The 22,067-nt window shown below is 72.6% G+C and carries 27 protein-coding genes; 22 read left to right on the forward strand and 5 right to left on the reverse strand.

The features are described from left to right. The 4 genes from HD601_RS16345 to HD601_RS16360 are packed head-to-tail and all read left to right on the forward strand — an operon-like array spanning position 1 to position 2,201. Positions 1 to 657: a response regulator gene (locus tag HD601_RS16345; protein ID WP_184829948.1), complete on the forward strand. Its 657-nt coding sequence runs from the start codon at positions 1 to 3 to the stop codon at positions 655 to 657. After that, positions 654 to 1,436, forward strand: a complete 783-nt coding sequence (locus tag HD601_RS16350; RefSeq protein ID WP_184823541.1) for an HAD-IIB family hydrolase — start codon at positions 654 to 656, stop codon at positions 1,434 to 1,436. Before HD601_RS16345 ends, HD601_RS16350 begins: the two co-directional genes overlap by 4 nt. Positions 1,437 to 1,473: 37 nt before the next feature. Further along, positions 1,474 to 1,806, forward strand: a complete 333-nt coding sequence (locus HD601_RS16355) for a hypothetical protein (protein ID WP_184823543.1) — start codon at positions 1,474 to 1,476, stop codon at positions 1,804 to 1,806. A gap of 11 nt (positions 1,807 to 1,817) precedes the next feature. Continuing rightward, the gene (locus HD601_RS16360) at positions 1,818 to 2,201 is read left to right on the forward strand and encodes a hypothetical protein (protein ID WP_184823545.1); all 384 of its coding nucleotides are present in this window, start codon (positions 1,818 to 1,820) and stop codon (positions 2,199 to 2,201) included. Positions 2,202 to 2,428: 227 nt separating this feature from the next. On the opposite strand, the gene HD601_RS16365 is transcribed toward HD601_RS16360, so the two are convergent. Continuing rightward, positions 2,429 to 3,001 carry an AAA family ATPase gene (locus tag HD601_RS16365; protein ID WP_221441044.1) on the reverse strand — a complete coding sequence of 191 codons (573 nt, stop codon included), beginning with the start codon at positions 2,999 to 3,001 and terminating at the stop codon, positions 2,429 to 2,431. Between the two features lie 19 nt (positions 3,002 to 3,020). Next, positions 3,021 to 3,665 (reverse strand): NAD(P)-dependent oxidoreductase, encoded by a 645-nt coding sequence (locus HD601_RS16370; RefSeq protein WP_184823547.1) that lies wholly within the window; start codon positions 3,663 to 3,665, stop codon positions 3,021 to 3,023. A gap of 65 nt (positions 3,666 to 3,730) precedes the next feature. Here HD601_RS16370 and HD601_RS16375 point away from each other — a divergent pair, with 65 nt between their 5' ends. Continuing rightward, a complete protein-coding gene (locus HD601_RS16375; RefSeq protein WP_184823549.1) occupies positions 3,731 to 4,099 on the forward strand; it encodes a winged helix-turn-helix transcriptional regulator in 369 nt (122 codons plus the stop codon). 14 nt (positions 4,100 to 4,113) lie between these two features. Here HD601_RS16375 and HD601_RS16380 read toward each other — a convergent pair whose 3' ends face one another. After that, the gene (locus HD601_RS16380; RefSeq protein WP_184823551.1) at positions 4,114 to 4,707 is read right to left on the reverse strand and encodes an isochorismatase family protein; all 594 of its coding nucleotides are present in this window, start codon (positions 4,705 to 4,707) and stop codon (positions 4,114 to 4,116) included. After that, positions 4,704 to 5,957: a nicotinate phosphoribosyltransferase gene (locus tag HD601_RS16385; protein WP_246401347.1), complete on the reverse strand. Its 1,254-nt coding sequence runs from the start codon at positions 5,955 to 5,957 to the stop codon at positions 4,704 to 4,706. Before HD601_RS16385 ends, HD601_RS16380 begins: the two co-directional genes overlap by 4 nt. A 233-nt stretch (positions 5,958 to 6,190) precedes the next feature. On the opposite strand from HD601_RS16385, the gene clpS reads away from it, so the two are divergent. From clpS to HD601_RS16430, 9 genes are all read left to right on the forward strand, one after another. Next, entirely contained in the window at positions 6,191 to 6,487 is a 297-nt protein-coding gene (gene clpS, locus HD601_RS16390) for an ATP-dependent Clp protease adapter ClpS (RefSeq protein WP_131983452.1), read from the forward strand. Next, positions 6,451 to 7,080, forward strand: a complete 630-nt coding sequence (locus HD601_RS16395; RefSeq protein ID WP_221441045.1) for a DUF2017 family protein — start codon at positions 6,451 to 6,453, stop codon at positions 7,078 to 7,080. Before clpS ends, HD601_RS16395 begins: the two co-directional genes overlap by 37 nt. A 383-nt stretch (positions 7,081 to 7,463) precedes the next feature. After that, positions 7,464 to 7,886: a M67 family metallopeptidase gene (locus HD601_RS16400; protein ID WP_343076506.1), complete on the forward strand. Its 423-nt coding sequence runs from the start codon at positions 7,464 to 7,466 to the stop codon at positions 7,884 to 7,886. A gap of 65 nt (positions 7,887 to 7,951) precedes the next feature. Then, positions 7,952 to 8,230: a MoaD/ThiS family protein gene (locus tag HD601_RS16405; protein WP_184823553.1), complete on the forward strand. Its 279-nt coding sequence runs from the start codon at positions 7,952 to 7,954 to the stop codon at positions 8,228 to 8,230. A gap of 14 nt (positions 8,231 to 8,244) precedes the next feature. Beyond that, positions 8,245 to 9,192 (forward strand): PLP-dependent cysteine synthase family protein, encoded by a 948-nt coding sequence (locus HD601_RS16410; protein WP_184823555.1) that lies wholly within the window; start codon positions 8,245 to 8,247, stop codon positions 9,190 to 9,192. A 14-nt stretch (positions 9,193 to 9,206) separates the two neighbouring features. Next, complete coding sequence (locus HD601_RS16415; protein ID WP_184823556.1) at positions 9,207 to 9,779, forward strand: dihydrofolate reductase family protein; 573 nt, start codon at positions 9,207 to 9,209, stop codon at positions 9,777 to 9,779. Positions 9,780 to 9,859: 80 nt separating this feature from the next. Beyond that, the gene (gene murI / locus HD601_RS16420; RefSeq protein WP_184823558.1) at positions 9,860 to 10,693 is read left to right on the forward strand and encodes a glutamate racemase; all 834 of its coding nucleotides are present in this window, start codon (positions 9,860 to 9,862) and stop codon (positions 10,691 to 10,693) included. After that, positions 10,690 to 11,451, forward strand: coding sequence for an MBL fold metallo-hydrolase (locus HD601_RS16425; protein ID WP_184823561.1), 762 nt, complete (start codon positions 10,690 to 10,692; stop codon positions 11,449 to 11,451). Before murI ends, HD601_RS16425 begins: the two co-directional genes overlap by 4 nt. Next, a complete protein-coding gene (locus HD601_RS16430; RefSeq protein ID WP_184823563.1) occupies positions 11,451 to 12,251 on the forward strand; it encodes a PIG-L deacetylase family protein in 801 nt (266 codons plus the stop codon). Before HD601_RS16425 ends, HD601_RS16430 begins: the two co-directional genes overlap by 1 nt. Here HD601_RS16430 and HD601_RS16435 read toward each other — a convergent pair. Then, positions 12,245 to 13,009, reverse strand: coding sequence for a class E sortase (locus HD601_RS16435; RefSeq protein ID WP_184823565.1), 765 nt, complete (start codon positions 13,007 to 13,009; stop codon positions 12,245 to 12,247). The genes HD601_RS16430 and HD601_RS16435 overlap by 7 nt on opposite strands. A gap of 214 nt (positions 13,010 to 13,223) precedes the next feature. Between HD601_RS16435 and HD601_RS16440 the strand changes: the two genes are divergently transcribed. From HD601_RS16440 to HD601_RS33905, 8 genes are all read left to right on the forward strand, one after another. Beyond that, a complete protein-coding gene (locus HD601_RS16440; protein ID WP_184823567.1) occupies positions 13,224 to 15,029 on the forward strand; it encodes a GAF domain-containing protein in 1,806 nt (601 codons plus the stop codon). Positions 15,030 to 15,140: 111 nt separating this feature from the next. Continuing rightward, positions 15,141 to 16,001 (forward strand): ketose-bisphosphate aldolase, encoded by an 861-nt coding sequence (locus tag HD601_RS16445; RefSeq protein WP_184823569.1) that lies wholly within the window; start codon positions 15,141 to 15,143, stop codon positions 15,999 to 16,001. Beyond that, positions 15,998 to 16,780, forward strand: a complete 783-nt coding sequence (locus HD601_RS16450; RefSeq protein WP_221441046.1) for an HAD-IA family hydrolase — start codon at positions 15,998 to 16,000, stop codon at positions 16,778 to 16,780. The genes HD601_RS16445 and HD601_RS16450 overlap by 4 nt, the downstream gene beginning before the upstream one ends. Continuing rightward, positions 16,781 to 17,452 (forward strand): dihydroxyacetone kinase subunit DhaL, encoded by a 672-nt coding sequence (dhaL, locus tag HD601_RS16455; RefSeq protein WP_184823572.1) that lies wholly within the window; start codon positions 16,781 to 16,783, stop codon positions 17,450 to 17,452. Then, a complete protein-coding gene (gene dhaK, locus HD601_RS16460) occupies positions 17,449 to 18,444 on the forward strand; it encodes a dihydroxyacetone kinase subunit DhaK (RefSeq protein ID WP_184823574.1) in 996 nt (331 codons plus the stop codon). Before dhaL ends, dhaK begins: the two co-directional genes overlap by 4 nt. A gap of 71 nt (positions 18,445 to 18,515) precedes the next feature. Next, the gene (rph, locus tag HD601_RS16465) at positions 18,516 to 19,241 is read left to right on the forward strand and encodes a ribonuclease PH (RefSeq protein WP_184823576.1); all 726 of its coding nucleotides are present in this window, start codon (positions 18,516 to 18,518) and stop codon (positions 19,239 to 19,241) included. Beyond that, the gene (rdgB, locus tag HD601_RS16470) at positions 19,238 to 19,834 is read left to right on the forward strand and encodes an RdgB/HAM1 family non-canonical purine NTP pyrophosphatase (protein WP_184823578.1); all 597 of its coding nucleotides are present in this window, start codon (positions 19,238 to 19,240) and stop codon (positions 19,832 to 19,834) included. Before rph ends, rdgB begins: the two co-directional genes overlap by 4 nt. 631 nt (positions 19,835 to 20,465) lie before the next feature. Then, the gene (locus HD601_RS33905; protein ID WP_221441047.1) at positions 20,466 to 22,055 is read left to right on the forward strand and encodes a molybdopterin-dependent oxidoreductase; all 1,590 of its coding nucleotides are present in this window, start codon (positions 20,466 to 20,468) and stop codon (positions 22,053 to 22,055) included. Positions 22,056 to 22,067: the final 12 nt, after the last annotated feature.

Here is a 22,067-nt window from a genome sequence, read left to right on the forward strand (position 1 = left end):
GTGATTCGCGTGGCGGTGGTCGACGACCAGGCGCTGGTGCGCATGGGGCTGGCCACCCTGCTGGAGACCGAGGACGACACCGAGCTGGCCGGCGAGGCGGCCGACGGCAGGGCCGGGGTCGACCTCGTCCGCCGTACGAAGCCCGACGTCGTGCTCATGGACATCCGCATGCCAGTGCTCGACGGCCTGGCCGCGCTGCGCGAGATCACGGCCGATCCCCTGCTCGCGCAAGTGAAGGTCATCGTGCTGACGACGTTCGAGCTGGACGAGTACGTGTTCGAGGCGCTGCGCGGCGGGGCCAGCGGGTTCGTGCTCAAGGACTCGCCGCCCGACGAGCTGCTGCACGCCATCAGGGTGGTCGCCGACGGCGCGTCGCTGCTGTCGCCGTCCGTCACCCGGCGGGTCATCGAGCAGTTCAGCGCCCGCGACGTGCCGGCCAGCGCGCCGCACCCCGAGCTGGTCCGGCTCACCGAGCGCGAGCGCGAGATCGTCGCGTGGGTCGCCACCGGCCGGTCCAACGACGAGATCGCCGCCGAGCTCGTCGTCAGCCCGGCCACCGTCCGCACGCACGTGTCGCGGGCCATGGTGAAGCTGCACGCCCGCGACCGCGCCCAGCTGGTGGTCTTCGCCGTCCAGTCCGGGCTGACGCTGCCGTGAAGGTCGTCGCCACCGACCTCGACGGGACCCTGCTGCACAGCGACGGGACGGTGTCGCCGCGCACCCGTTCCGCGCTCGCCCGGGCGGAGGAGGCCGGCGCGACCGTGGTGTTCGTGTCCGGGCGGCCGCCGCGCTGGATCGACGTCCTGGCGTCCGAGGTCGGCTCGCACGGGCTGGCGATCTGCGCCAACGGCGCGCTGGTCTACGACGTGCGGCGCCGCGAGGTGATCGAGGAGCACGGCCTGCCCGGCGACGTCGCGCTGGAGGTCGCGCGGGCCATTCGGGCCAGCGTGCCGGGCGCGACGTTCGCCATCGAGCGGCGGCTGACCTTCGGCCAGGAGCCGTCGTTCCGCGGCACCTGGCCCGCGCCCGACGGGACGGTGGTCGCCGAGCTGGAGGAGCTGCTGGCCGAGCCGGTCTCGAAGCTGGTCGTCACCCATCCGTCGCTCGACGCGCGCGAGTTCGTCTCGCGAGCGGCGGCCGTCGTCGGGTCGCTGGCGGCCGCGACCTACTCCGGGCACGCGCCCGTGCTCGAGGTCAGCCGGGCCGGCGTCTCGAAGGCGTCGGCGCTCGCGACCTTGTGCGCCGAGCTGGGCGTCGACGCGCACGACGTGGTCGCGTTCGGCGACATGCCCAACGACGTGCCCATGCTCACCTGGGCCGGCACCTCCTACGCCGTCCGCAACGCCCACCCCGACGCCGTCGCCGCCGCGTCGCACCGCTGCGCCTCGAACGACGAGGACGGGGTGGCGCAGGTGCTGGAGCGGCTGTTCCCCTGACGCGGATCCATTGCCACAATGGACGCGGGAGGCGACGATGCCGACGATTCGCCGGGTGGTGCTGCCGGTCGCCGTTGTGGTTGCTGTGCTGACCGCCGCGGCGTGCGGGTCCGAGGACGCCGGCGGTGAGGTCGCCGGCCCGGCGTCGGCCCAGTACGACTGCTTCGGCGTCGTCACCACGGCCGCGGAGTGGGACGACGCGCCGCCGGTCGACGGCCTGGAGCACCCCGGCCTCGACGCGTTCGCCGCCGCGACCGACGGGCTCGACGGCTGGCGCGCGCTCGACACCGGCGACGAGGAGCTGGCTGCGGTGCGCCCCTCGACCCGCCCGACATCCTGGACGGCGAGGTCCGCGACCACGAACGCCTGATCGTCTCGCTGGTGGACGGGCAGTGGATGCCGACGTCCTCCGGGCCGTGCGCGCTGCGCGCTGTGATGGAGGGTCTCGGTCCCGGGACGGTGCTGCTCGACCCGGCGGCTCCGCCGTCGGCGGCCGACACGTCGCTGTCGCTGCTGGTCGTGGAGCAGGCCTGCGCGTCCGGCCAGGCGGCGACCGACCGCGTCACGGTGAGCGTCGACGAGACCGACGACGAGGTCCGGCTGGTCGTGGGCGTCCGTGGGGTCGAGGGCGGTGCGGACTGCCAGGGCAACCCGCCCACCCCGGTCGTCGTCGAACTCGACCAGCCGCTGGGCGAGCGCACGATCGTCGACGCCGCCCGGCTGCCGGCGATCGAGGTCCCCGTCGCGCCCGGTTCGGCGGGCTAGCCGCCCCCACCCACCGGGTGGGCCACCCCGCCCGGCTGGGAGGGAACCCACCCTATGGGCACGCACCGACAGAGCCGGGCGCTGGCCGAGCGAGCCGGAGACCCGCGCGGAGGCCTCTCCCGGCTGCCGGCGCACCTTGGCACGCTGGAGCGTTCCACAAAAGCCACATCTCGGGCGCGTTTGGTCACTCGCGGCGTGCCAAGGACGACGCTGGAGCGTGCCAAGCGTCAGCGAACGAACCCGGCCACCACCGCGGCCAGCTGATCGTCCAACGGCACGGCGCCGCGGCGGTTGTCGATCTCGGTGTGCGGGGCGGGCGGCGCGACGTCCGGCAGGGTCGCGGCGGTGAACTCCTCGAAGTTCGCCAGCTTCTGACCGTCGCGGTCGTGGCCCCGGCCGAGGATCCGCTCGCGCAACGTGTCGCCGTCGGAGCGCACCCACAGCAGGTGCACCGGGTCGCCACCCAGCCGCTCGACGTAGGCGGCCCAGCGCTCGAGCGAGCGGGTCTGGCCGGTGAACGGGGCGACGAGGATCACCGGGCAGCCGCCGGACCGGACCTCCGCGGCGGTGTCGGCGAGCCCCGCGTACTCGTGCACCTTGATGTGCTCGTCGTACCAGGGGCCCTCGCGCTCGCCGAACGGCCGCCCGTTCGCCTCCAGCGTCGCGACCACGAACGGCGCGTAGACGGTGTCCTTGTCCAGCAGCGCGGGCACGGGGTCGAGCAGGGCGGCCAGCTTGCGCGCCACGGTCGTCTTCCCGGCTCCGGGCGCGCCGGCGATCATCCAGACGGCGACGGTCACGCCCGCCGACCCTACCCGCTCACGCCGTCTCGACCCCGAGGTGGAGGCGGTGGTGCCGGGGCCGCTCGATCTCGTCGGCGACGGCGACCGCGAGGTCCGCGTACGAGACCCGGGCCGCCGCGTCGCCCGGGACGAATCGGTACCGGCCGGTCCGCGGGCCGCCGGGGTCGAAGTCACCGGCCGGGGCGACGACCAGCCAGTCGACGACGGTGTGCGCGGTGCGGAACACCTCCAGCCCGGCCCCGTGGCCGACCATGAAGTCGCGGTACTCGGCGGGGTAGCCCGGCGTGTCGATCAGCGGGCGCCCGGTCACGTCCGGCAGCTGCGAGGCCAGCCCGACGGCGACCAGCCGCGGCACCTCCGCCTCGGCCAGGCCGCTGAGCAGCGCCGACGCGGCAGCAGGGAAGAACTGCGCTGCGGGCGTGCCGAGATCAGCCGCCGCGTGGACGGCCGCGTCGTGCCCCGCCGACAGGGTGGCGACGGCGTCCCCGTCGGTCACGTCGCCGGCCACCATCCGGACCGAGCTGCCGCCGTCGTTCCCCAGGTCCGGATGCCGCGCCGGGTCGCGGACCACCGCCGTCGCCGTCCACCCGCGTGCGGCCGCCTCGGCCAGCACCGCCCGCCCGGCTCGTCCGCCGGCTCCGAACACCACGATCGTCGTCATGACGCGGACGCTAGGCGGGCCCCTGGTTACCCCGCGGTGACCACCGAGGTCAGTACCGTGAACCCATGCGCGCGCCGCTCGATCCCCACATGTTCGACCCCGTCTGCCCGTCGACCCTGATCCCGCTGCGGTTCGCCGACAAGTGGGCCGGCATGGTCGTCCGCTGCCTCGAGGACGGCCCGCGCCGGTTCTCCGAGCTGCGGGTGCCGCTGCGCACCGTCAGCGCGAAGTCCCTGACCGCGTCGCTGAGGAACCTGCAGCGCGACGGCCTGGTCACCCGCACCGAGCGGCCCGGCCCGGAGCGCCACGTCGAGTACGCGCTGACGCCGCTCGGGCGCAGCATGCTCCCGGTCATCGAGGCGCTCTGCGCGTGGGGCGCGGCGCACTGGGACGAGCTGCTCGACGCCCGCGAGGCGGCCACGCCGGCCGTCTGACCGGGCCGACGGCGTCAGCGGAGGATCGGCTCGCCCTCGAGCCGCACGCCGGCCGCCCGCATCGCATCGAGCGCCGCCGCCGTCGTCCCCGGAGCCACCCCGGCGGTCAGGTGCAGCAGGACCGTCGTCGCCAGACCGGCCCGGGCGGCGTCGACGGCGGTCGCGCGGACGCAGTGGTCGGTGGTGAGGCCGGCGATCTCGACGGTGTCGACCTCGTGGGCGCGCAGCCAGTCGGCCAGGGCGACGTCGTCGTGCGACGAGCCCTCGAAGCCGGAGTAGGCCGCCTGGTAGTGGCCCTTGTCGAAGACGGCGTCGAACGGCTGCGGGTCGAGGTTGGGGTGGAAGGCCATGCCGTCGGTGCCGGCCACGCAGTGCCGCGGCCAGCTGTCGATGTAGTCGGGGGAGTCGGAGAAGTGGTCGCCGGGGTCGATGTGGTGGTCGCGGGTGGCGACGACGTAGTCGTAGCGTCGCTCCCACGGGTCACCGTCGGTCCAGGCCTTGAGCACCTCGGCGATGCCGAACGCGACGTCGGCGCCGCCCGCGACGGCGAGGCTGCCACCCTCGCAGAAGTCGTTCTGCACGTCGACGACGATGAGTGCGCGCTTCATGAGCGGTCCTCCCAGCGGGTCGGGATGGCGGGCTCACCGCGCGAGAGCTGCAGCGCGGTGGGGGGAAGCTCGGCGCGGGAGCGCTCGTGCCGCTCGCGGGCGCTGGTCAGCGGCTCGCGGCCGATGGTCTCGCCGCCGCGGACGAGGGGGATGAGCAGAGGTCGGTCGTTGCCGTCGTCGACCGGTTGGCGACCCACGCCGACGACCTCGGCCTCGGCAACCCCGCGGCGGTTGCGGCGGCGCAGCGCGAACTTGCGGCCGCCATGGCTGATCTTGTCGGGGCTCTTCTTCTCGACCGAGACCATGGTGCCGTCGTCGTCCTCGCGGGCCACGAGCTTGTAGACCATGCCCGCGGTGGGCGAGCCGGACCCCGTCACCAGCCGGGTGCCCACGCCGTACGCGTCGACGGGGGCGGCGGCCAGCGCGGCGATGGCGTGCTCGTCGAGGTCGCTGGTGACGACGATGCGGGTGTCGCGGGCGCCGAGGGAGTCGAGGAGCGCGCGCACCTCCGTCGCCAGGGACAGCAGGTCGCCGGAGTCCAGCCGCACGGCGCCCAGCTCGGGTCCGGCGATCTCGACGCCCAGCCGGACCGCCTCGTCGACGTCATAGGTGTCGACCAGCAAGGTCGTGCCCTTGCCCAGAGAGTCGACCTGGGCGGTGAACGCGTCGCGCTCGGTGTCGTGCAGCAGCGTGAACGAGTGCGCGCTGGTCCCGGCCGTGGGAACGCCGTACGTGCGGCCGGCCTCGAGGTTGCTGGTGGTGGTGAAGCCCGCGATGTAGGCGGCCCGCGCCGCGGCGACGGCCGCCTGCTCGTGGGTGCGCCGCGACCCCATCTCGATGCACGGCCGCGCGCCTGCCGCCGTCGTCATCCGTGAGGCCGCCGTCGCGACCGCGGAGTCGAAGTTCAGCACCGACAGCGCCAGGGTCTCGAGCACGACGGCCTCGGCGAACGTCGACTCGACGACCAGCAGTGGCGAGTTCGGGAAGTACGTCTCGCCCTCGCCGTAGCCCCAGACGTCGCCGCTGAACCGGTAATCGGACAACCAGGCGAGCGTGGCACCGTCGACGACGTTCTGCTGCTCGAGGAACACCAGTGCGTCGTCGTCGAACGAGAACCGTTCGATCGCGTCCAGCAGCCGGCCGGTCCCGCCGACCACGCCGTACCGGCGACCGCCGGGTAAGCGTCTGGCGAACACCTCGAACACCGACCGCCGTCCGGCGGTGCCCCGAGCGAGCGCCGCCTGCAGCATCGTCAGCTCGTAATGGTCGGTGAGCAGGGCCGTCGTAGCCGACACAAGCACCAGAGTATGCGGCTGCGCCACGAATGGCCCGGATCATGCCGAGACTGGCGAAGGCGTGGCGCGGGGTGGATGATGAGATGTCGTGGGCCGGCGGAACAAGGTCGGTCCGAGGCACGGTTGTGCATGTCAGCGCGAGGACGGCGCGGGGTGATGGCCGGAAGATGACACCATTGGGGGCCGTGATGACCGCACCCGTCGAGATCGAGCGCCCGGAGGCCGAGGAGGTCCCCAAGGCCGACGTGCCCTGGGTCACCGTGGTGTGGAACGACCCGGTCAACCTCATGTCGTATGTCACCTACGTCTTTCAGGCATACTTCGCGTATCCGAAGACCAAGGCCGAGAAGCTGATGCTCGACGTGCACGAGAAGGGGAAGGCGGTCGTGTCCTCCGGCACGCGTGAAGAGATGGAGCGCGACGTCGAGGCGATGCACTCCTACGGTTTGTGGGCCACGCTGCAGAAGGCGGGGGACCGAGTCTGAGCACCGCGTTCCGTCGAGCTCGCGGAGGCGTCGTCGCCGCGTCGTTCCACGTCGTCGAGGTCGAGTTGCTGCGCTCCCTCGTGGGCCAGCTGCTCGAGCTGGTGCGCGACGACCCCGCCGACCTCAAGGCCGGCGACCGCTGGGCCGCCGAGCTCGGCCTCGCCGACGAGGGCGCCCCGTCGCGGCCGACCGACCCGGTGCTGCTCCGCCTCTTCCCCGACGGCTACCGCGAGGACGCCGAGGCCGCCTCCGACTTCCGCCGGTTCACCGAGCGCGGCCTGCGCGACCGCAAGGCGGCGACGGCGGCGACGGTGCTCGCCTCGCTGGCCACGGCCGACGGTGCCGGGCTGTCGGAGAAGGAACGCGAGAAGATCCGCATCGAGCTCGACGCCGACGAGTCCGAGGCCTGGCTGCGAACGTTGACCGACCTGCGGCTGGCCCTGGGGACGCGACTCGGCGTCGCCGAGAGCGACGAGGACGACTGGCTCCGCCTCGACGAGAACGACCCCCGGCGTCACGTCCACGACGTCTACGACTGGCTCGGCTGGGTCCAGGAGACGCTGGTCCGGACCCTGTCGTCGGCGCTGGACTGAGGTTCCCCGTCCCCCTGCTGCCCAGTGTCTTAGCCGCGGGGACCCGCCTCAAGTCGGCGCCCTCTGTGGTGCTGTTTCGCTGTGGCTTCCGGGGCTTCGACTTGACCCGGGTCCCCGCGGCCAAGAACTCTGGCAGCTATCGGGGGGACGGGGGGAGTCTGGCGACGGGTGGGTGGTCGGCGGGCCCGCACCTTTCGTGGCGTTGGCTGGGCCGCCCACCACGATTACCCGAGCCTCATCACGCCTGCAATCGTGTTGAGGCTCGGGTAAGCCTCGTGATGTGGGCGATCCTTGATGATCTTCGCTGTCCACAGCCTGGCAAACCGGACGAGACGGACACGGAAGGGGGACGGGGAGCCCACCTCGAACACCGGCTCACTATCCTGGCAACCGTGCTGAGCATCCGCCGTGACCTCGTCGACGCCATCGTGGAGCATGCCCGCAGGGATCACCCGGACGAGGCGTGCGGTGTGATCGCCGGGCCGGAGGGCAGCGACCGGCCGGAGCGGCTCATCCCGATGCTCAACGCGGCGAGGTCGCCGACGTTCTACGAGTTCGACTCGATGGACCTGCTGCGCCTCTATCGCGAGCTGGACGACAACGACGAGGTGCCCGTCGTCATCTATCACTCGCACACGGCCACCGAGGCGTACCCGTCGCGCACGGACATCGCGTACGCGAACGAGCCGGGCGCGCACTACGTCCTCGTCTCCACCCGCGAGCCCGACACCTACGAGTTCCGGTCGTTCCGGATCGTGGACGGCGTGGTGACCGAGGAAGAGGTGCAGGTCACCGATGGGGAATGATGGGACCGTGCACCGCCGTTGCGGTGTGTGACAACCAGCCCGCGAAACAGTCCAGGAGCCGTCCGATGGCCGTCGAGGTCCGCATCCCCACGATCCTGCGCCAGTACACCGGCGGCGCGAAGACCGTCGAGGGCGCCGGCGACACGCTGGCCGCGCTCATCGACGACCTCGAGAGCCGGCACCCGGGGCTGCGCGACCGCCTGGTCGAGAACGGCTCGTTGCGCCGGTTCGTCAACGTGTACGTCAACGACGAGGACGTGCGCTTCCTCGGCGCCGAGAAGACACCCCTGAACGACGGCGACAGCGTGACGGTCCTGCCGGCGGTCGCCGGCGGCGCGCGCTGACGCGCAGACCCACCATGCGCTACGACTCCCTGCTCGACTCCCTCGGCCGGACGCCGCTGGTCGGGCTGCCGAAGCTGTCGCCGTCGCCGCAGGTCAGGCTCTGGGCCAAGCTCGAGGACCGCAACCCGACCGGCTCGGTCAAGGATCGCCCGGCGCTGCGGATGATCGAGGCCGCCGAGGCCGACGGACGGCTGACGCCGGGCGCCACGCTGCTCGAGCCGACGTCGGGCAACACCGGCATCGCGCTGGCCATGGCGGCGAAGCTCAAGGGCTATCGCATGGTCTGCGTCATGCCCGAGAACACGTCCGAGGAACGGCGTCAGCTGCTGCGCATGTGGGGTGCCGAGATCATCCCGTCGCCGGCCGCGGGCGGCTCCAACGAGGCCGTCCGCGTCGCGAAAGAGCTCGCAACACAGCACCCGGACTGGGTCATGCTCTACCAGTACGGCAACCCCGGCAACGCGCTCGCGCACTACGAGGCCACCGGCCCGGAGCTGCTCGAGGACCTGCCCGAGATCACCCACTTCGTCGCGGGCCTGGGCACGACGGGGACGCTCATGGGCGTCGGGCGGTACCTGCGCGAGAAGCTGCCCGACGTGCAGGTCGTCGCCGCGGAGCCGCGCTACGGCGAGCTCGTCTACGGCCTGCGCAACCTCGACGAGGGGTTCGTGCCGGAGCTGTACGACGAGACGGTGCTGACGTCGCGCTTCTCGGTCGGCCCGCACGACGCCGTCCAGCGCACGCGGCAGCTGCTCGAGCTCGAGGGCATCTTCGCCGGCATCTCCACGGGCGCCGTCCTGCACGCCGCCCTCGGCATCGCCCGCAAGGCCGTCGACGCGGGGCAGCGGGCCGACATCGCGTTCATCGTCGCCGACGGCGGCTGGAAGTACCTGTCGACCGGAGCGTACGAGGGCACCGTCGACGAGGCCGAGGACCGCCTCGACGGCCAGCTCTGGGCCTGACGTACGGTAATCCGATGCGTGAGCTGGTCTACTACATCGGTCAGTCCATCGACGGCTTCATCGCGGGTCCGGGCGACGAGGTCGAGTTCTTCCCGATGTCCGACGAGTACACGACCTGGATGTTCTCGCAGTACGGCGACGCCCTGCCGAGTCACGCCCGCCAGTTCGGCCGCATCGACGGCGTCCCGAACTCGCGCTTCGACACCGTCGTCATGGGCCGGCGCACCTACCAGCCGGCGCTCGACGTGGGCGTCACCAGCCCGTACGCGCACCTGCGGCAGTACGTCGTCTCGCGGTCGCTCGAGTCGCCCGATCCCGCCGTCACCATCGTCGACGGCGACCCGCTCGAGTTCGTGCGCGGGCTGAAGGCCGAGGACTCGTCGCTGGACATCTACCTGGCCGGAGGCGCCGGGCTGGCCGGTGCGGTGCTGCCGGAGATCGACCGCATGGTGGTCAAGCAGTACCCCATGGTCGCCGGGTCCGGGGTGCCACTGTTCACGACGGGGTTCGCTCCGGTCGCGTTCGAGCTCACCGACGTGCAGACGTTCGGCAGCGGCCACGTCGTCCTCGACTACCGCCGGGCGTAACCACCGTCACGACGGCGGCGGCGTGGCGTTCGCCACGTCTGAGCGCCAGCGTCCGCCCGTCGGCGTACGCTCTTGCTCCGATGAACGACGCACCGATCGGGATCTTCGACAGCGGAGTGGGCGGTCTGACGGTCGCCCGGGCCGTGCTCGACCAGCTCCCGCACGAGCCCGTCCTGTACGTCGGCGACACCGCGCGCGGACCGTACGGGCCGCGGCCCATCGCGCAGGTGCGTGAGTATGCCCTCGACGTCATGGACACCCTTGTCCACGAGGGCGTGAAGATGCTGGTCATCGCGTGCAACTCGGCCAGCAGCGCGGTCCTGCGCGACGCCCGCGAGCGCTACGACATCCCCGTCGTCGAGGTCATCCAGCCGGCCGTGCGCCGCGCCGTCGCCGCCACCCGCAACAACACCGTCGGCGTCATCGCCACCCGCGCCACCGTCACGTCGCGCGCCTACGAGGACTCCTTCGCCGCCGCGCCGCACCTCTCCATCACGACGCAGGCCTGCCCCCGCTTCGTCGAGTTCGTCGAGGCCGGCATCACCCACGGCCCGGAGCTCGAGTCCGTCGCCCGCGAGTACCTGCAGCCTGTGCGCGACGCGGGCGTCGACACCCTGGTCCTCGGCTGCACCCACTACCCGCTGCTCACCGGCGTCGTCTCGTACGTCATGGGCGAGGCGGTCACGCTGGTCAGCAGCGCCGAGGAGACCGCGAAGGACGTCTACCGCACGCTCGTCGACCACCGCCTCATGCGCGACGACGCGCTGCCGCCGCCCACGCACCAGTTCCGCTCCACCGGCGACGCGCGGCCGTTCCGCGAGCTGGGCCGCCGGTTCCTCGGCCCCGAGATCGCGTCGGTCGAAGAGACGTCGGAGCTGCCGGTCGTGGGCCGCAACCTGGTGGTCGGGTCTTGAGGCTCACCGTCCTGGGGTGCTCGGGGTCGATGCCCGGGCCGGACTCGCCCGCGTCCGGCTACCTGGTCGAGGCGGGCGGCGCGCGGCTGGTGCTCGACCTCGGCAACGGCGCGCTCGGCCCGCTGCAGCGGCTCGTGGGCGTGGCCGGACTGGCCGAGCTGGATGCCGTCGTCCTCAGCCACCTGCACCCGGACCACTGCATGGACCTGTGCGGGCTCTACGTCGCGCTGCGCTACGGGGTGCCGTCATCGCGGCGGGTCCCGGTGTACGGGCCGGACGAGACCGCCGAGCGCATGGCCGCCGCCTACGGCAAGGAGCAGGACCCCGGGCTGTCCGGCGAGTTCGACTTCCGGACCTACCCCGCCTCCCCGGCCGAAGCGATCGCCGTCGGCTCCCTGACGGTGCGGGTCGTGCGGGTCGAGCACCCCGTCCCCGCGTACGCCGTCCGCGTCGAGCACGAGGGGCGGTCGCTGGTCTACTCCGGCGACACCGCGGCCACGCCCGCGCTGGTCGACCTGGCCCGCGGCGCCGACCTGCTGCTCTGCGAGGCCGCCTACACCGACGGCGCCGACAACCCGCCCGGCATCCACCTGACCGGGCGCGAGGCCGGCGAGCACGCCGCCGCCGCCGGGGCCCGTCGACTCGTCGTCACGCACGTGCCACCATGGGGCGACCCGCGGCGTGCGGCCGAGCACGCGAGCGCGGTCTACGACGGCCCGGTGGAGCTCGCCGCGCCGGGGGGACACTGGGAGGTCTGATGACGGACAACACGGTCGCGCCCGAACAGCCGGAGGACGCGGAGGCGTTCGTGCCGCCCTTCCCGGTCCCGACGACGCCGCTCGAGCCGCTGCCCGAGGACTGGGACCGCGCGCTGGTCATCGCCGCGCACCCCGACGACGTCGAGTACGGCGCCGCCGCGGCCATCGCGCGGTGGACGGCGCAGGGCAAGCAGATCGTGTACTGCATGGTCACCAGCGGCGAGGCCGGCATCGACACCATGCCGCCGGAGCAGACCGGGCCGCTGCGCGAGAAGGAGGAGCGCGACGCCGCCGCCGTCGTCGGCGTCGACGTGGTCGAGTTCCTCGGCTATCCCGACGGCGTCGTCGAGTACGGCCTGCCGCTGCGCCGCGACGTCGCCCGGGTCATCCGCCGCCACCGTCCCGACATCGTCATCACCGGCAACTTCCACGAGACCTTCGGCCCCGGCATGCTCAACCAGGCCGACCACATCGCCACCGGCAAGGCCGTGCTCGACGGCGCCCGCGACGCCGGCAACCGCTGGGTCTTCACCGAGCTGCTCGACGAGGGCCTCGAGCCGTGGAACAAGGTCCGCGCCATCTGGGCGGCCGGCTCGCTCGAGGCGGCCCACGGCGTCGACATCACCGACACGTTCGAGCTGGGCGTGCGCTCGCTCGAGGCGCACGCCGGCTACCTCGGCGCGCTGCCCGGCCACCCGGAGCCGCGCGACTTCCTCGGCATGTTCGCGCGGATGACCGGCCCGCGGCTGGGCGTCCAGTACGGGTCGATCTTCGAGGTCTACCCGCTGATGCTCTACTGAGTCCGCGGCTGCTCGTCCACCAGCACACCGGTCGCGAACATCCGCTTCTCCGACCCCCACCGCGGCCAGCACGTCGTCAGCGTCAGCCGGGCCTCGGTGGGCTCGGTGTCGTCGGGCTCGCCGGGGACGGGGTCGACGACCCACAGCTCCGTCGACTCGATGACGTTGCCGTCGTCGTCCCCGTCCGGTGCGTCGTCGAGCTCGTACCGGAACACGCCCTCGACGGTCTCGATCTCGACCACGTCGCCCTCGCGCAGCTCGGCGAAGCGCGCGAACGGCTCGCCGTGCCCGGACCGGTGTGCTGCGACGGCGAAGTTGCCCAGCCGGCCGGGGTCGACGCTGTCGACGTAGTGCCCGGGGCCGTCCTCGAGGTCGCCGGGCTCGGTGCCCTCGACGACGATGCGCTCCCAGTCGTCGCCGAAGCGCGGGATGCGCAGGATCCCGTAGGCGTCGCCGAGCTCGAGAGGTTCGGGCTCCGTCTGCGCATCGGTCTCCGTCTGGGCGCCGGTGTCGCTGCCTGCCGGCTCGTCGGCGCGGGCGAGCAGGTGCTGCTCGAACTGGTCGCGCAGGTCGTCCTGGGCGGCCGCCGTCTGCAGCCCGGTGCCCCAGAACGTGTAGACGACGAACAGCAGCACCAGCGCGCCGACGGTGAGCAGGACCTCGCCGGCGATACCGGCGACGGTGAACAGCGTGCGGCGCCGGCCGGGCGCCCGCGACCCGGACGACCGGCGGTGCTTCGGCGCCGCCCTGCGCTCCACGATCCCGAACGTAACCCGTCACACCGTCGGTACGCAGGCGATTCGCGCTGCTCGCCGCCAGACCCCTCGACCGAGTTGATCATGGAGAAGGTCGGCTCCCGAGCGATCTGGGAGCCGACCTTCTCCATGATCAACTCGGTCGAGGGGTCTGGATCGGGGCGGGGCGGCCGTACGATGCCAGGGCGAGTGCTTCCCACACCGCCGTGGAGGGGCCGTGAGCCGACCACAGCAGGACGCCGACCTGGCCGTTCAGGCCCAGGCGCAGGCCGACGCGCTCGCGTCCGTCGTCGAGGACCTGGCCGGGAAGTTCTCGCTTCGCCCGCTGCTCGACCGCATCCTGCGCCGCTCGGTGGAGCTCCTCGGCGCGGACGCCGGCTCGATCTGCAGCGTCGACGAGACCGCGGGCGTGTACCGCAAGGAGGCCGACTTCGGCATCGCCTGCCAGTCCGGCCGCAGCTTCCCGCTCTCCGAGGGCATGACCGGCGCCGTCGTCGCCGCGCGCGGCCCGCTCATGTTCGACGAGTACACGCAGGTCCCCGGCGGCCACGTGGCGCCGGCCGACCGGGCGACGCTGCACGGGGTCATCGGGGTGCCGATCGCCTGGCGCGGCGCGGTCATCGGCGCGTGCATCGTGTTCAGCCGCGACCCGGAGCGCAGGTTCACCGACGACGACGCGCGGCTGCTCGAGCTGTTCGCCAAGCATGCCGCCATCGCGATCGTCAACGCGCGCATGCACGAGCAGCTCGAGGAGCGTACCCGCGCCGAGGCCACGGCCGCCGAGCGCGAGCGGCTGGTCCGCGAGGTCCACGACAGCGTCGCGCAGGGGCTGGCCGCCGTGCTCGTCCACCTCGAGGGCGTCACGACCGAGGGGCCCGACGGCGGGCAACTGGCGGCAGCGCGCGAGGCGGCCCGCGGGGCGCTGGCGGAGTCGCGGCGGACGGCGCTGGGGCTGCCACCGTCGCTGCTCGAAGGGCACTCGCTCGAGGAGGCCGTCGGGGTCGAGGTCGCGTGGGCCCGCGCCACCGGCAACCTCGACGCCAAGCTGGTCGTCGCCGGGCAGCCGGCGCCGCTGACCTCCGAGGTCGCGCACCAGGCGTTCCGCATCGCCCAAGAGGCGCTCACCAACATCGTCCAGCACGCCGGGGCGGCGTCGGCGCGGGTCGGCATCGTCTACGGCACCGACGGGCTCGTGCTCATGGTGCAGGACGACGGCCGCGGCTTCGACCGGACGACGGACTCCGGCCACGGGTTCGGGCTGCGGGGCATCGTCGCCCGGGCGCGGACGTACGGCGGCACCGTCGACGTCGAGTCGACCCCGGGCTGGGGGACGCAGATCCGCGCGAGCCTGCCGTACCAGCCGGGCGGCGACGGCGGCCCCGACGCGACCGGGAGCCGCGCCACGCACCGGCTGCGCGTCCTCGTCGTCGACGACCAGCCGGTCACGCGGGCCGGGCTGGTCCGGCTGCTCACGGCCGCCGAGCCCGGCGTGCAGGTGGTCGCCGAGATCGACCGCCCGCACGCGCTGCTCGACGCGTACCGGCTGCTGCAGCCCGACGTCGTGCTGGTCGACGCCTACCTCGGGGGTCACGACGGCGTCGAGTGCACCCGGCAGCTGGTCGCCGAGGACGCCGGCGCGGCGGTCGTGCTCATGGGGGCGCGCTCCGGCGACCCGCTCATCGGGCAGGCGCTGCGGGCCGGCGCGCGCGGCTGCGTGGGGCCCGACGCCGACGGTCCGGAGCTGGCCCGCGCCGTGCTGGCGGCGGCGCACGGCGGCATCACGCTCTCGGCCAGCGTCCGCGACGGCCTGCCTGGGCCCACGCAGCCCGGGCCCGACGGCGCCGCCCTCACCGTCCGCGAGCGCGAGGTCCGCGATCTGCTCGAACGCGGGCTGCGCGACAAGCAGATCGCCGAGCGGCTGAACATCTCCGTCAAGACCGTCGAGAAGCACGTCGGCGCCGTCCTGCGCAAGACCGGCGCCAGCAGCCGCACCGAGGTCGCCGCCCGCGGCGCCGCACGCTGACGCCGTCCCCCAAAGGTAGGGAAATCCCGCAGACAGACGGGGAGGTTCCCCGAGGCGCCCGCCGCCACCCGCGACCTAGCGTCGAGGCAGATCGCAAAGGGGGTGGGCCGCGTGCCCGTGGTGCCCACGAGGGAGATCCTGGACCGGGCCTTCGCCGAGCGGTACGGCGTCGCCGCCATCAACGTCGTCAACGACCTGAGCATGGAGGCCGTCCTCGCGGCGGCGGTCCAGGAGCGGGCGCCGGTGATCGTCCAGACGTCGGTGAAGACGGTGAAGTCGATCGGACTGGACCTGCTGTTCGCGATGTGGCGCGAGATGACCGCCGGCATCGAGGTGCCCGTCGCGCTGCACCTGGACCACTGCCCGGAGCGGCAGGTCATCACCGACTGCCTGCGCAAGGGCTGGAACAGCGTGCTGTTCGACGCGTCGGCGCTGCCGGTCGAGGAGAACCAGCGCCAGACCGTCGAGGTCGTCGCCGAGGCGCGCGCCGTCGGCGCCCATGTCGAGGGCGAGATCGAGTCGATCACCGGCGTCGAGGACGGCGTCGGCTCGGACGAGGAGGCGGAGCGGCAGTCGCTCGAGACGGCGCTGACGTTCATCCGCACGACGGGGGTCGACGTGTTCGCGCCGGCGATCGGCAACGCGCACGGCCGCTACAAGGCCGAGCCGAAGCTGGACGCGCAGCGGGTCACCGACATCGTCGAGGCCGAGCCGATCCCGATCGCCCTCCACGGCGGGACCGGCATGACCGACGCCCAGTTCGCCGACCTCATCGCCCGCGGCTGCGCCAAGGTCAACATCTCGACCGCGCTCAAGGTGACGTTCATGCAGTCCAACCTCGAGTACCTGCGCGGCGCCGAGCGGCGCGACAGCTGGGACCCGCCGTCGCTGTTCAAGGCCGTCCGCGCCGACGTGCTGGAGATGTCGGCGGACTTCATGCGCCAGTTCGGCAGCGCCGGGAAGGCTTGGTGACGGGCGTGCCGGCGCTGGTCTTCGACTGCGACGGCGTGCTCGCCGACACCGAGCGCTACGGCCACCTGCCCGCGTTCAACCAGACGTTCGCCGAGTTCGGCCTGCCGGTGCACTGGAGCGAGGACGAGTACGCCGAGAAGCTGCTGATCGGCGGCGGCAAGGAGCGCATGGCCAGCCTGCTGACGCCGTCGTTCGTCGCGGCCGCCGGACTGCCGGCGGACGAGGACGGGCAGCGCGAGGTGCTGGCCCGCTGGCACCGGCGCAAGACCCAGCTCTACACCGAGATGGTGGCCGAGGGCCGGCTGCCCGGGCGGCCGGGCGTCGCGCGGCTGGTCGAGGAGGCCGCCGCCGCGGGCTGGGCACTCGCCGTCGCGTCCACGTCGGCGGAACCGTCGGTGCGCGCCGTCCTGACGCACGTGGTGGGGGACGAGCGGGCCGCCGGCTTCACCGTCCTGGCCGGCGACATCGTGCCGCGCAAGAAGCCGGCACCGGACATCTACCTGCTCGCCCTGGACCGGCTGGGCGCCGAGCCGGACGCCGTCGTCGTCGTCGAGGACAGCCGCAACGGGCTGCTCGCCGCCCGCGGAGCCGGGCTCTCCTGCCTGGTCACGGTCAACGGCTACACGGAGAACGAGGACTTCTCCGAGGCCGCCCTGGTGGTCACCACCCTGGGCGACCCGGACGGCGAGCACACGACCGTGCTGGCCAACCGCACCGCGGCCCGGCCCGGCGAGTGGATCACGCTCGACGACGTGGCCGCGCTGCTGAAGGAGGCATAGATGGCCGATCCGAGCTTCTCCGCTGTCGAGTACGTCGTGCGCACCATCGCGCAGACGGCCGTCGACAACGAGACCTACTTCGGCGACCTCGACGCCGTCGTCGGCGACGGCGACTTCGGCTACTCGATGGCCCGCGGCTTCGAGATCGTGCTGGCCGACTGGGACGGCATCGACCGCAGCGACATCGGCACGTTCCTCAAGAAGGTCGCCATCACCATCACCGGGCGCATCGGCGGCACGTCCGGGCCGATCTGGGGGACGGCGTTCCTCCGCGCCGGGTCGACGGCGGGCGATCGGACCGCCGTCACCACACAGGACGCGATCGCCATGCTGCGTGCGGCGATCGAGGGGATCAAGACGCGCGGCCAGTCCGACGTCGGCGACAAGACGTTGCTGGACGCGCTGATCCCTGCCGTCGACCGGCTGGAGGCCGAGCTGGCCACCGGCGCGGACGGGCAGGCGGCACTGGACGCGGCGGCGGCGACGGCGCGCGAACGAGCGGAGGCGACCCGCGAGCTGATCGCCAAGCGGGGCCGAGCTGCGTACACGGGGGAACGCAGCATCGGCACGCTCGACGCGGGCGCCGTCGCCGTCGCCGTCATGGCCGAACGCATCGCCGGGGGATGGGCGGACCACGCCGCTCCCGCAACCAAGCCGGAGGAGGCGCTGTGAAGAAGTTCGTCAACGACCCGAAGCAGTTCGTGCCCGAGATGCTCAAGGGCATCGCGCTGGCCAATCCCGACACGCTGCGCTACGTGCCCGAGTACAACCTGATCATGCGCTCCGACGCGCCCAGCGACGACAAGGTCTCGATCATCCAGGGCTCCGGTTCCGGGCACGAGCCGGCGCACGTCATGGTCGTCGGCAGGGGCATGCTCGACGCGGCCTGTCCGGGTGACGTCTTCTCGGCGCCGCCCATGGACTATGTGCTCGAGACCAGCAAGCTGCTCAACACGCCGAAGGGCGTCCTGCACCTGATCAACAACTACACCGGCGACCGCATGGCCTTCGACATGGGCCGCGAGCTGGCCGAGGCCGAGGGCGTCACCATCAAGACCGTCGTCGTCGACGACGACGTCGCGGTGAAGGACTCGACGTACACCGTCGGGCGGCGCGGCGTGGCCGGCAACTTCTTCGTCATCAAGGCGGTGGGGGCGGCGTCGGAGCAGGGCGCCGACCTCGACGAGCTGGTCCGCATCGGCGACAAGGTCAACTCCGTCACCCGGACCATGGGCATGGCGCTGACGTCGTGCACGCCGCCGGCCAAGGGCTCGCCGCTGTTCGAGCTCGGCGCCGACGAGATGGAGATGGGCGTCGGCATCCACGGCGAGCCGGGCCGGCGCCGCGAGAAGCTGGCCGACGCGAACGCGATCATCGACGAGCTGCTCGAGGCCGTCGTCACCGACCTGCCGTACGAGCGCGGCGACAACGTCGCGCTGATGATCAACGGGCTGGGCGGCACCCCGATCAGCGAGCTGTACATCCTGTACGGCCGCGCGCACGAGCAGCTCTCGGACCGCGGGATCACCGTCGGGCGCAACTACGTCGGCGAGTACTGCACGTCGCTGGACATGGCCGGCGTCTCGCTGACCCTGGTGAAGCTGGACGACGAGCTGGTGTCGCTGTTCTCCGCGCCGGCGGAGATCGCGATCCGGACGTTCTGAGGGAGGGGTTCGGACCTTCTGTCACGGGGGTTCGGCGCTGCGACCGTCGAGTAGGCGATAGCTTGGGCGGCATGACCCGTATCGACGGCCGCAGCGCCGATCAGCTCCGCACCGTCCGGCTCACCCGGGGGTGGCTGGACCACGCCGAGGGCTCGGTGCTCGTCGAGTTCGGCAAGACGCGCGTCCTCTGCGCCGCGTCGGTCACCGAGGGCGTGCCGCGCTGGCGCAAGGGCTCCGGCCTCGGCTGGGTGACGGCCGAGTACGCCATGCTGCCGCGCTCGACCAACACCCGCTCGGACCGCGAGTCGGTCAAGGGCCGCATCGGCGGGCGCACGCACGAGATCTCGCGGCTCATCGGCCGGTCGCTGCGCGGCATCATCGACACCGCCGCGCTGGGCGAGAACACGCTGGTCATCGACTGCGACGTCCTGCAGGCCGACGGCGGCACCCGCACGGCCGCCATCACCGGGGCGTACCTGGCGCTCTACGACGCCGTCGAGTGGATGCGCGCGGAGAAGCTGGTGTCGTCGGACAAGAAGGTGCTGACCGACTCCGTGTCCGCCATCTCCGTGGGCGTGGTCGACGGCGTCCCGCTGCTCGACCTCTGCTATGAGGAAGACGTGCGCGCCGAGACCGACATGAACGTCGTCATGACCGGCGACGGCCGCTTCATCGAGGTCCAGGGCACGGCCGAGGGCGCGCCGTTCGACCGCTCCGAGCTGGACTCGCTGCTCGCGCTGGCCGGCTCCGGCTGCAAGGAGCTGACCGACCTGCAGAACGCGGCGCTGGTCGGGTGAAGGTCGTACTCGCCACTCGGAACGCGCACAAGATTCCGGAGATCTCGCGGATCCTGTCGTCGGCCGGGGCCCCGGTCTCGCTGGTCGCGGTGTCGTCGTTCCCCGGTGTGGAAGACGTCGAGGAGACGGGGCTGACGTTCGAGGAGAACGCCCTGCTCAAGGCCCGCTCGGTGGCGGCGGCGACGGGGTTGCCCGCGCTGGCCGACGACTCGGGCCTGTCGGTCGCCGCTCTGGGTGGGATGCCCGGCGTGTTCTCGGCCCGCTGGGCCGGGGTGCACGGCGACGACGGCGCCAACCTGCGGCTGGTGCTCGCGCAACTGGAGAGCGTGCCGGACTCGGCCCGGCAGGCCGCGTTCGTGTGCGTGGCGGCGCTGGCCCTGCCCGACGGTTCTTCGTTCGTCGCGGAGGGGCGGTGCGACGGGGTCGTGGTGCGTTCGCCGCGGGGAACCAACGGGTTCGGCTACGACCCGATCTTCGTGGCCTCCGGGTCGACTCGGACCACCGCCGAGCTGTCGCCGGAGGAGAAGGACGCGATCTCGCACCGAGGCCAGGCCTTCCGAGGGATCGCCCCATATCTCGCTGCGTTGGGTTGAGCTGGGTTCCCCCCGTCCCCCTGCTGCCCATTCTCTTAGCCGCGGGGACCCGCCTCAAGTCGGCGCCCTCTGTGGTTGCTTTGCCGCTGTGGCTTCCGGGGCTTCGACTTGACCCGGTTCCCCGCGGTCTAAGAACGGGCAGCTATCAGGGGGACGGGGGGAGTCTGGCGACGGGTGGGTGGTCGGCGGGCCCGCACCTTTCGGGGTGTTTGCTGGGCCGCCCACCACGCTTACCCGAGCCTCGACACGCCTGCAATCGTGTTGAGGCTCGGGTAAGCCTCGTGATGTGGGCGATCCTTGATGATCATCGCTGTCCACAGCCCCAGGCGCGCCGCAAGATGACGGCGAGGCGTGCCCAGGGTGTTCCCCGTCCCCCTGATAGCTGCCAGAGTTCTTGGCCCCGTGCGTGCGGGTCAAGTCCAAGCCCCGGAAGCCACAGTGAGAGCCGACCACAGAGGGCGCGGACTTGAGGCGCGCGTGCGGGGTTAAGAGACTGGGCAGCAGGGGGACGGGGAGCCAACCTCGTCACCCCGGCCCACCTCATCCTCCCGGCCAACCCCGATTCTGAACTTTCGCTGACGATCATGACGGTCACCTGGGCGCGCGGCGAGGCCGGGAGGATGATCGGAGGGTGACCGATTCCGTGACGGCAGCGCCGGAGACCGCCCCGCCGGCTACGCCACACCGCCCGTGGTGGCCGCCCGCGCTGGCCGGCGTGCTCTCGCTGGGACTGGGCCTCGCCGCCGCCGAGGTGGTCGCCGGTGCGCTGGGCCGGGCCGAGACGCCGGTGGTGGCGGTCGGTGAGGAGTTCATCGACCACACGCCGTCCTGGCTCAAGGACTTCGCGATCCAGACGTTCGGCACCCACGACAAGACGGCGCTGCTGGTCGGCATGGGCGTGGTGCTGGTCGTCCTCGGCGCGCTGATCGGCCTGCTCACGGCCCGCCGCAAGGGCTGGGGGATGCTCGCCGCGACGGCGCTGCTGGTCATCGCCGGGTTCGCGGTCAACAGCCGGCCCGACACCACCATGGCCGACCTCATCCCCACGGTCGCGGCGGGGATCGTCGCGCTGCCGACCCTGAGCTGGCTCGTCGGCAAGGCGACCGGGCCGACCACACCGCAACCGCAGCTGACGCCGTCACCCCCATCGGCGCCGACGAGACGATCGTTCCTCACCGCCGCCGGCATCACCGCGGGCCTCGCCGTTGTCGGCAGCGGGCTCGGTCAGCTGCTCGGCGCTCGGCGGGCCGGGGTCGAGACGTCGCGAGACGACCTGGCGAGCACCATCGACCTCCCGCGGGCCACGCCGCCCGACGGGGTCGACCTCGTCGTCGACGGCGGCGAGCCGTGGCGCACGCCCAACCAGGACTTCTACCGCATCGACACCGCGCTCTCGGAGCCGCTGGTCCGGGCCGAGGACTGGACGCTGCGCGTGCACGGCATGGTCGAGAACGAGGTCGAGCTCGACTACGACCAGCTCGTCGGCATGGGCCTCGAGAGCCGCTGGCTGACGCTGAACTGTGTGTCCAACGAGGTCGGCGGCCACCTCATCGGCAACGCGCTGTGGACCGGCATCCCCATCGCCGACGTCCTGGCGCTCGCCCGACCGACGGCCGATGCCGACGCCGTCCGCTCCACGTCGCAGGACGGCTGGACCGCCGGCACCCCGCTCGACGTGCTCACCGACGGCCGCGACGCGCTGTTCGCGGTGGGCATGAACGGCCAGCCGCTCCCCGTCGCGCACGGGTTCCCGGTCCGCATGATCGTCCCCGGCCTGTACGGCTACGTCAGCGCCACCAAGTGGGTGGTCGAGCTCGAGGTGACCCGGTTCGCCGACTTCGAGGCCTACTGGACGACCCGCGGCTGGGCCGAGAAGGGGCCGGTCAAGGTCGCGTCGCGCATCGACGTCCCGAACAGCCGCGCCCACGTCGACGCCGGTACCGTCGCCGTCGCCGGGGTCGCGTGGGCACAGCACCGCGGCATCGACGCCGTCGAGGTCCGGGTCGACGACGGCGACTGGAACGCCGCGCGGCTGGCCGCCGTCCCGAGCGCCGACACCTGGCGGCAGTGGGTGTGGGAGTGGGACGCCGAGCCGGGTGAGCACCGGCTGACGGTCCGCGCCACCACCGCCGACGGCGAGGTACAGACCTCCGAGGAGGCGCCGCCCGTGCCGGACGGCGCCTCCGGCTGGCACACCATCGACGTCACCGTCGACGGCTGATGGCGCTCTTCT

It is taken from the genome of Jiangella mangrovi (assembly GCF_014204975.1).
In the GTDB taxonomy this organism is placed as follows: domain Bacteria; phylum Actinomycetota; class Actinomycetes; order Jiangellales; family Jiangellaceae; genus Jiangella; species Jiangella mangrovi.